The 8,880-nt window shown below is 74.3% G+C and carries 10 protein-coding genes and 1 tRNA gene; 5 read left to right on the forward strand and 6 right to left on the reverse strand.

The genetic code is table 11. The features are described from left to right. Positions 1-19 precede the first annotated feature (19 nt). From ACFYXA_RS04095 to ACFYXA_RS04110, 4 genes are all read left to right on the forward strand, one after another. Positions 20-1,237, forward strand: coding sequence for a glycine C-acetyltransferase (locus ACFYXA_RS04095; protein WP_389027976.1), 1,218 nt, complete (start codon positions 20-22; stop codon positions 1,235-1,237). A gap of 39 nt (positions 1,238-1,276) precedes the next feature. Then, positions 1,277-2,188 (forward strand): LysR family transcriptional regulator, encoded by a 912-nt coding sequence (locus tag ACFYXA_RS04100; RefSeq protein ID WP_389027978.1) that lies wholly within the window; start codon positions 1,277-1,279, stop codon positions 2,186-2,188. A 38-nt stretch (positions 2,189-2,226) separates the two neighbouring features. Continuing rightward, on the forward strand, positions 2,227-2,586 hold the full coding sequence (locus ACFYXA_RS04105) for an MmcQ/YjbR family DNA-binding protein (RefSeq protein WP_352253493.1): 360 nt from the start codon (positions 2,227-2,229) through the stop codon (positions 2,584-2,586). 91 nt (positions 2,587-2,677) lie between these two features. Beyond that, positions 2,678-2,754 (forward strand) — tRNA-Pro (locus tag ACFYXA_RS04110). A gap of 31 nt (positions 2,755-2,785) precedes the next feature. Here the strand turns inward: ACFYXA_RS04110 and ACFYXA_RS04115 are convergent. From ACFYXA_RS04115 to ACFYXA_RS04140, 6 genes are all read right to left on the reverse strand, one after another. After that, on the reverse strand, positions 2,786-3,220 hold the full coding sequence (locus ACFYXA_RS04115) for a VOC family protein (RefSeq protein WP_352253495.1): 435 nt from the start codon (positions 3,218-3,220) through the stop codon (positions 2,786-2,788). Positions 3,221-3,237: 17 nt separating this feature from the next. Then, complete coding sequence (locus ACFYXA_RS04120) at positions 3,238-3,651, reverse strand: (2Fe-2S) ferredoxin domain-containing protein (protein ID WP_389027981.1); 414 nt, start codon at positions 3,649-3,651, stop codon at positions 3,238-3,240. Between the two features lie 23 nt (positions 3,652-3,674). Further along, a complete protein-coding gene (locus tag ACFYXA_RS04125; protein ID WP_130442979.1) occupies positions 3,675-4,214 on the reverse strand; it encodes an NUDIX hydrolase family protein in 540 nt (179 codons plus the stop codon). Between the two features lie 15 nt (positions 4,215-4,229). Further along, positions 4,230-5,363 carry an amidohydrolase family protein gene (locus ACFYXA_RS04130; protein ID WP_389027983.1) on the reverse strand — a complete coding sequence of 378 codons (1,134 nt, stop codon included), beginning with the start codon at positions 5,361-5,363 and terminating at the stop codon, positions 4,230-4,232. A gap of 1 nt (position 5,364) precedes the next feature. After that, the gene (locus tag ACFYXA_RS04135) at positions 5,365-6,768 is read right to left on the reverse strand and encodes a glutamine synthetase family protein (RefSeq protein WP_352253502.1); all 1,404 of its coding nucleotides are present in this window, start codon (positions 6,766-6,768) and stop codon (positions 5,365-5,367) included. Positions 6,769-6,857: 89 nt separating this feature from the next. Next, positions 6,858-7,673 carry an SAM-dependent methyltransferase gene (locus ACFYXA_RS04140; RefSeq protein WP_352253504.1) on the reverse strand — a complete coding sequence of 272 codons (816 nt, stop codon included), beginning with the start codon at positions 7,671-7,673 and terminating at the stop codon, positions 6,858-6,860. A gap of 179 nt (positions 7,674-7,852) precedes the next feature. On the opposite strand from ACFYXA_RS04140, the gene ACFYXA_RS04145 reads away from it, so the two are divergent. Continuing rightward, the gene (locus ACFYXA_RS04145; RefSeq protein WP_389027986.1) at positions 7,853-8,743 is read left to right on the forward strand and encodes a Cof-type HAD-IIB family hydrolase; all 891 of its coding nucleotides are present in this window, start codon (positions 7,853-7,855) and stop codon (positions 8,741-8,743) included. Positions 8,744-8,880: the final 137 nt, after the last annotated feature.

Genomic DNA, 8,880 nt, shown 5'->3' on the forward strand with positions numbered 1-8,880 from the left:
ACTTTCAGGAGCTTCCCCCATGTTCGACTCCGTGCGCGACGACCTGCGCGCCACCCTCGACGAGATCCGCGCCGCCGGACTGCACAAGCCCGAGCGCGTCATCGGCACCCCGCAGTCCGCGACCGTCGCCGTGACCGCGGGCGGCCGCCCAGGCGAGGTCCTCAACTTCTGCGCCAACAACTACCTCGGGCTCGCCGACCACCCCGAGGTGATCGCCGCCGCCCACGAGGCCCTGGACCGCTGGGGCTACGGCATGGCCTCCGTGCGCTTCATCTGCGGCACCCAGGAGGTGCACAAGGAGCTGGAGGCCAGGCTGTCGGCGTTCCTCGGCCAGGAGGACACGATCCTCTACTCCTCCTGCTTCGACGCCAACGGCGGCGTCTTCGAGACCCTGCTCGGCCCCGAGGACGCCGTGATCTCCGACGCCCTCAACCACGCGTCGATCATCGACGGCATCCGGCTGTGCAAGGCGCGCCGCTTCCGCTACGCCAACCGCGATATGGCCGACCTGGAAGCCCGGTTGAAGGAGGCGACCGAGGGCGGCGCCCGCCGCAAGCTGATCGTCACCGACGGCGTCTTCTCCATGGACGGCTATGTCGCGCCCCTGCGCGAGATCTGCGACCTCGCCGACCGCTACGACGCCATGGTCATGGTCGACGACTCGCACGCCGTCGGCTTCGTCGGCCCCGGCGGCCGCGGCACACCCGAGCTGCACGGCGTCATGGACCGCGTCGACGTCATCACCGGCACGCTGGGCAAGGCGCTCGGCGGCGCCTCCGGCGGGTACGTCGCCGCCCGCGCCGAGATCGTCGCCCTGCTGCGCCAGCGCTCCCGCCCGTACCTGTTCTCCAACACCCTCGCCCCGGTCATCGCCGCGGCCTCCCTCAAGGTCCTCGACCTGCTGGAGTCGGCCGACGACCTGCGCGTGCGGCTCGCCGAGAACACGGCCCTGTTCCGCCGGCGGATGACGGCGGAGGGCTTCGACGTCCTCCCCGGCGACCACGCCATCGCGCCCGTCATGATCGGCGACGCGGCGCGGGCCGGCCGGATGGCGGAACTCCTGCTGGAGCGCGGGGTGTACGTGATCGGCTTCTCCTACCCGGTCGTCCCCCAGGGCCAGGCCCGGATCCGCGTCCAGCTGTCCGCGGCGCACTCCACGGAGGACGTCGACCGCGCGGTGGACGCCTTCGTCGCGGCCCGGGCCGAGCTGGGGGACGCGGAACCGGCCTCCGCCTGATGGGCCCGCCCCGGCCCCGTGGCCTGCGATAATCGTGGGGTGATCGAAGCTCGGCGGCTGCACATCCTTCGGGCGGTGGCCGACCACCGTACGGTGACGGCGGCCGCCGCCGCGTTGTACCTCACGCCGTCCGCGGTGTCCCAGCAGCTCACGGCGCTGGAGCAGGAGACCGGGCACCGGCTGGTCGAGCGGGGCGCCAAGGGCGTGCGGCTGACCCCCGCCGGGGAGATCCTGCTCGCCCACACCCACGCGGTCCTCGCCCAGCTGGAGCGGGCGGAGGCCGAACTCGCCGCCTACGGCTCCGGGGCGGCCGGCACGGTCACGGTCGCCGCGTTCGCGACCGGCATCGCCCTGGTCGTCGCGCCCGCCGTGGCCCGGCTCGCCGGCGCCGCCCCGGGGATAAGGATCCGCGTCCAGGACGCCGAGGGCGACGCCAGCCTGCGGATGGTCCTGGACCGGCAGGTCGACGTGGCCGTCGCCGTCGAGTACCGGGGGGCGCCGGCCGCCGACGACCCCCGTCTTGCGCACCTCCCGCTGTACGCCGAGCCCTTCGACGCGGTCGTCCCCGTCACCCACCGGCTCGCGGACCTCCCGGAGGTGCCGCTCGCCGAGCTGGCCAAGGACCCCTGGATCGGCCCGTACCCCGGCAACCCCTGCCACGACGTGGTGGTCCTGGCGTGCGAGCACGCCGGCTTCCAGCCCCGCCTGGAGCACTCCTCCGACGACTTCCGCGCGGTCGTCGCGCTGGCCTCGGCGGACGTCGGCGTGGCCCTCGTCCCGCGCTCGGCGCTGCGCGGCATGGACCTCGCCGGCGTGGTCGTCCGCCCGGTCGACGGGGCGGCCCCCACGCGGCGCGTCTTCGCGGCCGTACGGCGGGGCGCGGAGGAACACCCTCTGATCCGGCCGGTGTTGGAGGCGCTCGGTCAGGCGGCACGGGCGCAGACGGCGTGACACCCGCGTTGTCAGTGGCAGCGGCTACCGTGCGGAGCATGCCGGACGCCGAAGACGTACGCCGTATCGCCCTGTCCCTGCCGGACACCACGGAGAAGATCGCCTGGAGCATGCCCACGTTCCGGGTCGGGACGAAGATGTTCGCCACCCTGCCCGAGGACGAGACCTCCCTCGCCGTGCGCTGCCCCAAGGAGGAGCGCGACGAGCTGGTCCTCGCCGAGCCCGGCAAGTTCTGGATCGCCGGCCACGAGGCCCAGTTCGCCTGGGTGCGCGTCCGGCTGGCCGCCCTGGAGGACGAGGGCGAGCTGCGCGACATCCTCGCCGACTCCTGGCGCCAGGCGGCCCCACCGCGCCTGCTGGAGGCCCACCCCGGGCTGGGGCTCCCCGGGGAGCGCTGAGCGCGCCGAAACGGATGCGCGACCACCGACGCGAGTGCGGTATGGTTTCCATGCACGTTCTGCCGGGGGAAACCCCAGGTCAGACGGGCACCGGGACGTGGCGCAGCTTGGTAGCGCACTTGACTGGGGGTCAAGGGGTCGCAGGTTCAAATCCTGTCGTCCCGACCAGCTTCACGCAGGTCGCAGGCCGTCTTCTCGACTACGAGGAGGCGGCCTGTCCGGTGTCGGTGTCGACGTAGAGGCAGAACGGGTGGCCCGCCGGGTCGAGCAGCACGCGGACGTTCGCCTGCGGCTGGTGGTCCGCCTCCCGCGCCCCGAGCTCCCGCGCGTGCGCCACGGCGGCCCGCAGATCGACCACCTCGAAGTCCAGGTGCATCGTCATCCGCTGGGCGCCCTCCAGGGCCGGCCAGACCGGCGGGACATAGCCCTCCGAGAACTGGAAGCCCAGGTAGCCCACGCCTTCGGGCGGCACGACGGCCGCTCCGTCCGCGTCCTCCTTGACGATCTCCCAGCCGAGCAGCTCCGCGTAGAAGCGGGCGAGCGCCCGAGGGTCGGGGGCCTCCAGCACCACGCCCCACCAGTCGTGCCTGGCCGTGCGAGGGGTGCCCGAGTCGGGGCCGGGTCGTCCGCGCATGTCCGCCACCCCTGTCTCTACCGTCGGCCGCGCGTCCGCGCGCCCCTCGGTGCGGCGATGAACTGCAGCTCCAGGGTGAGCGGCGGCTCGGCGACACCGGGGCCGCCCGCGGCCGCCCAGCCGATCAGCTCCTCCGTGCAGTCGTCGTCCATGGCGAACCCCACCCAGGTGGCCCGGCCGCCCGCCCGCCGCCCGGCCGCCGAGGGCTGGACGACGACCACGTTGGCCTGGTCGCACGGGCCGAGACAGTCCGTCGTACGGACCGCGAAGCCCCCGTCGGACGCGGCGGCCGCGCGCAGCCGGTCGAGCTGCCAGGCGTGGTCGAAGCCGGGATGCTTGCGGGCGTCCCCGCAGCAGCAGCCCCGGCACACGACGAGGGTGCAGGGCCGGCGCGCGGCGGCGCCGATCGCCACCGCGCGCTGACCGGGCACCGTGCGACGCGGTCCCACCCCGGTCAGGAGGCCGACAGGCCGACGTGGGCCAGGGCCTGCCGCAGCAGGAACCCGTGCCCGCCCGGCATCTCGCTCTGCACCGCGGGCGACGCCGCCTCCTGCGGGTCGAACCACACCAGGTCCAGCGCGTCCTGCCGGGGCCGGCAGTCACCGGTCACCGGCACGATGTAGGCGAGGGACACCGCGTGCTGGCGGGGGTCGTGGTACGGGGTGATGCCCTGCGTCGGGAAGTACTCGGCGACGGTGAAGGGCTGCAGCGAGGTCGGCACCCGCGGCAGGGCCACCGGGCCGAGGTCCTTCTCCAGGTGGCGCAGCAGCGCGTCGCGGACCCGCTCGTGGTGCAGGACCCGGCCCGAGACCAGGGTCCGGTTGACGTTGCCGTCCGGTCCGATCCGCAGCAACAGGCCGATGCTGGTGACTTCACCGCTGTCGTCGACGCGCACGGGGACGGCCTCGACATACAGGATCGGCATCCGTGCGCGGGCCATCTCGAGCTCGTCGGCGCTCAGCCAACCGGGCGTGGTATCGGTCAGGTCAGACATTGCTTGATCATACTTTCAGTGTCCGTCGGGAAGCCGGTAGACCCCGAGGGCGTTGTCCGCCCCGGCCCACCGCGCCAGGCGCAGCGCGTCGGCCAGACTGAGTTCGCCGGCGTCTACCCGGTCCTGGAGGAGGTCCCCCAGCCCCCGGCGGAACGCCAGCGCGCCGAGTGCGTGGAACTCGGCGACACCGTAGGCGTCGGAGCTGTACAGCAGTTTGCGGAACGGTGTGATCTCCAAGGCCTCCTCCAGGACCGCCCGCGCTCGTACGGGACCCACATGGTGCAGGGTGAGTCCCACGTCCAGGTACACCTGCTCGAACACGGCCGCCAGGAAGGCGGCCTGCCGCTGGTAGGGCCAGCAGTGCAGGAGCAGCACCGGGATCGTGCCCGCGATTCTGTGCAACCAGTCCGTCAGAAGTGCGGGATCCGCGCGGTGCAGCCGGATGTCCCGGTCGCCGAAGCCCGTGTGGAGTTGCAGCGGCAGCCCCAGGTCCACGGCCGTCCACAGCACATGGCGTACGAGCACCGGATCCGCCAGCCTGCCGCCGGCCGAAAGCCAGGTCCGGGCCGCCCGGCTCACCTCGGCGTCCGAGGGCCGGGCCGGGTCGAGGCCGAAGCCCGTGCGGTAGGCGGCCACCGACTTCACCGCCACCACCCCCGGCGCCCGCACGGCGTCCAGCGCCGCCGCCCGGAACGCGTCCGCGTACCCGCTCGCGTCCACGCCCCGCGCGGCCACCGCCTCCGCGACGGTCTCCAGCCGTACGACCTCGTGGGCGCTCGCGCCCGCCAGCGCGGCCAGTTCGGCGGGCGGGGTGAGACGGTCCGCGTCGAATCCGGTGTCCACGAAGAACCGGCCCGTCCCCGCCGCCGTCAGGAACCGCCGGTTCACCTCCCGCGGCCCCAGTTCGGCCCGCCGCGCCAGGTACTCCTCGGGCGGGGCGTGCCGGTCCAGGTCCAGCAGCGGCGCGCAGTACCGCCGTACGGCCACACCGGCCGGGGTGTCGAACGACGAGCTGCCGGGCCACCGGTCGCCCTCGGTGAGCAGTTCCTCGAACCCCGCCCGGTCCAGCGGGCCCGCGACCACCCCGTGACAGTGGTGGTCCACCAGCGCCAGCGCGGCGAGCGCCTCGTGGACCGGCCCGGCGCGCATGTCAGTACGCCCAGCGGTAGGCCGCCGCCACCTGCTCGTCGTCCAGCCCGGCGACCGCCTCGATCTCGCCCCGGCGTACGGCGGTCACCGCGTCGGCGAGGACCGGGCCCAGCGCGGCCCGCAGCACCTCGTCCTCCTGGAACCGCTCCACGGCCTCGGCCAGCGAGGCCGGCAGCCGGCGCACGCCCCTGGCCTCGGCCGTGGGCGCGTCCAGCGCGGCCGGGTCGCCCGCGGTCTCCTCCGGCAGGGTCGCTCCCGACGCGATCCCGTCCAGGCCGGCGGCGATCACACAGCCGAGCGCGAGGTAGGGGTTGGCGGCCAGGTCGACCGGCTTGACCTCCAGGTTCGCCAGCTCCGCGCGCCGGCCCGCGGTGCCCCGCACCAGCCGTACCGCCGCCTCGCGGGTCTCCAGGCCCCACGCGGTGAACACCCCCGCCCACTGGGAGGGCTTGAGCCGCAGATAGCCGGCCGGGCTCGGCGCGGTCACCGCGGTCAGGGCGGGCAGCCGGGCCAGCACACCGGCCGCGAAGGCCTCCGCGTCGGCCGTCATCCCGTGCCGGCGGTCCCCTCCCGTGTGCAGGTTGACCCCGTCCCGCCAGGCGGACAGATGGAGGTGACCGCCGTTTCCGACGCCCTGGGCGGTGACGGCGGGGGAGAACGACACCCGCAGCCCGTGCCGCCGGGCCACCGCGCGCACGGTCTGGCGCACCAGGACGCTGCGGTCGGCGGCGGCCACCGGGTCCAGGGCGCCCACCGAGATCTCGAACTGGCCGGGCGCGTACTCGGGATGGACCTGCTCGACGTCCACGCCCTGCGCCGCGCACGCCGCGAGCAGGTCGGCGGTGCAGTCGCTCAGCTCGACCTGCCGGATCGCGCCGTACGCGGGCCCGGTGGTCGCCGGGACGAACTCGCCGGCGGGCGCGGAGTCCAGGCCGAACGACCACTCGATCTCGACGGCCGCCCGGAAGGTCAGGCCGTGCGTCCGGGCGGCGTCGGCGACGACGCCGCGCAGGAACGTGCGCGAGCAGCCCGGATGCCGTTCGCCGTCCTGGGTGATCCGGTCGACCGGCGCCCACGCCCAGCCCGGCTGCGCGGCGAGGACCACCAGCCGGTCCAGGTCGGGGTACAGCCGCAGGTCGCCGTCGGGGGAGCCCAGCACGTCCGTGGAGACGATCCGGTCGTCGGCGAGGAACGTGTCGAACACCGGGGACATGCCGACGCCCCAGGCCGCGGCCGACGCCAGCCGCGCCACCGGGACCGTCTTCACCCGGCCCACGCCCGCGGTGTCGACGTAGGCCAGCACGACCCCGTGCACACCGCGCCCGGACAGCTCGCCGGCCAGGGCTCTCGCCCGCTCCACGTCGCCGGGGCGGCCGCCGGGCACGGGGTCGTCGAGGGCGCTCACAGGGCCTCCGCAAGGGTGCTCATACGGCCTCCAGGTCAGTGGCGTCGTCGGTGGTCCGCCCCGCCGGTGCCCGCGGGCGGCGCGCGCCGTCAGGGTTTCACGGCCACCCCGCCGTACTGCGGCACCACGGCCGGAGCGCCCGGCTCGGGACGCCACCGCGAGCAGGACACCAGGCCCGGCTCGAGGAGCTCGAGGCCGTCGAAGAACGCGGCGATCTCCTCGCCGCTGCGGGCGGTGATCGGCGGGGTCGCGTTCTCGTTCCAGAACCTCATGGCGGGGATCTGGCCCTCGCCGCCCACCTCGCTGTCGTGGGTGGGATGCGTCAGCACCAGGAAACTCCCCGAGGGGACCGCCGCCATGACCCGGCGCACGATGTCCCGCGCCGCCTCCATGTCCAGCACGAAGTTCAGGATGCCCAGCATCATCACCGCGACGGGCCGGGTGAAGTCCAGGGTGCCGGCGGCGCGCCGCAGGATCGCGTCGGGGTCGTGGACGTCGGCGTCGACGTAGTCGGTGACGCCGGCTGAGGTGCCGGTCAGCAGGGTGCGCGCGTGCACCAGCACGATCGGGTCGTTGTCGACGTACACGATCCGCGCGTCGGGGGCGACGCGCTGGGCGATCTCGTGGGTGTTGTCGGCCGTCGGCAGCCCGGTGCCGATGTCGAGGAACTGCCGGACGCCGCGCTCCTCGGCCAGGAAGCGCACCGCCCGGCCCAGGAACCAGCGGTCCGCGCGGGCGATCTCCCGGATCAGCGGGAACATCCCGGCGACGTGCTCGCCGACCCGCTGGTCGACCTCGTAGTTGTCCTTGCCGCCGACCCAGTAGTTCCACACCCGCGCGTTGTGCGCCACCCCGGTGTTCAGCGGCGCCGCCGGTCCGCCCGTCGGCGTGTGGACCTCGCTCACGTGACCGCTCCCTCCCGCGCTCTTGTCGCGTACTCGTCGCATCCAGCCCGTCAGCCGTCATTGTGCCGCCGGGTGATCACCGGTGTCCCGGGATTCGGACGGCCGGGTCCGTGTTCGAGGGCCGCGCGGGGTCCCCCGGTAGGGTGACGACCCGGTCGCCCTCGTACAGGAAGCAGGACATGCCCTACTCCGAAGCCGCCCCTCTGCCCGTCCCGGAGCCTGCGTCCGTCCCGGAGCCGTCGGCCGCGACGGCCGGCGTCCGCCTGATCGTCACCGACATGGACGGAACCCTGCTCGACGACCACAAGCGGCCGCCGGCGGGGCTGCGGGAGGTGCTCGGGCTGCTGGGGGAGCGCGGGGTGCTGTTCAGCCCGGCGAGCGGCCGGCAGTACGCGACGCTGGCGCACGAGTTCGAGGGCTTCGCCGACGGCATGGTCTTCATCGCCGAGAACGGCACGTACGTGGTCCGCGACGGCGAGGAGCTGAGCTCCGACCCGATGGACCCGGACGTCGTCGCCCAGGTCGTGGAGTGCGTACGGCGGCTCGTCGCGGGCGGCGCGGACGTCGGCGCCGTCGTCTGCGGGAAGCGGTCCGCGTACGTGGAGCGCACCGACGAGGCGTTCCTGGCCGAGGTCCGCCGCTACTACCGGCGCAACGTGGTCGTCGACGACATAGCCGCCGTCGACGACGACGTCCTCAAGGTGGCCCTCTACGACTTCGGTTCCGCCGAGCGCATCACCGCCCCGGCCCTCGCCGCGTTCACGGGCACCCACAACGTCGTCGTCTCCGGCGAGCACTGGGTGGACGTCATGAACCGCACCGCCACCAAGGGCGCCGCGCTGCGCCGGCTCCAGGGGGAGCTGGGCATCACGCCCGCGCAGACCATGGTCTTCGGCGACTACCTCAACGACCTGGAGATGCTGGACGCCGCCGACTGGTCCTTCGCCATGGCCAACGCCCACCCGGAGGTCGTCGGCAGGGCCCGCCATGTGGCCCCGTCCAACAACGACAACGGCGTGCTGCGCACGATCGCCCGGCTGCTCGACCTGCCGGTGAGCGACCTGCGCTGACGACGACGAGGGGTGGGGGGGGGGCGGCGGGGGGCCCCCCCCCGCCCGGGGGGGGGGGGGGGGGCCCCCGGGGGGGGGGGGGGGGGGGGGGGGGGGGCGGCGTCGAAACGGGGGGCCCCCCGGGGGGTTGGGGGGGC

This window comes from Streptomyces sp. NPDC002566, assembly GCF_042889585.1.
Classification (GTDB): domain Bacteria; phylum Actinomycetota; class Actinomycetes; order Streptomycetales; family Streptomycetaceae; genus Streptomyces.

Bases quoted from the DNA above. Each gene is read 5' to 3' on its own strand.
- ACFYXA_RS04105 (WP_352253493.1), top strand. From the start codon at position 2,227: ATGCCGGACGCCGAAGACGTACGCCGTATCGCCCTGTCCCTGCCGGAC.
- ACFYXA_RS04115 (WP_352253495.1), bottom strand. From the start codon at position 3,220: ATGCGCGGACGACCCGGCCCCGACTCGGGCACCCCTCGCACGGCCAGG.
- ACFYXA_RS04095 (WP_389027976.1), top strand. From the start codon at position 20: ATGTTCGACTCCGTGCGCGACGACCTGCGCGCCACCCTCGACGAGATC.
- ACFYXA_RS04125 (WP_130442979.1), bottom strand. From the start codon at position 4,214: ATGTCTGACCTGACCGATACCACGCCCGGTTGGCTGAGCGCCGACGAG.
- ACFYXA_RS04145 (WP_389027986.1), top strand. From the start codon at position 7,853: ATGCCCTACTCCGAAGCCGCCCCTCTGCCCGTCCCGGAGCCTGCGTCC.
- ACFYXA_RS04130 (WP_389027983.1), bottom strand. From the start codon at position 5,363: ATGCGCGCCGGGCCGGTCCACGAGGCGCTCGCCGCGCTGGCGCTGGTG.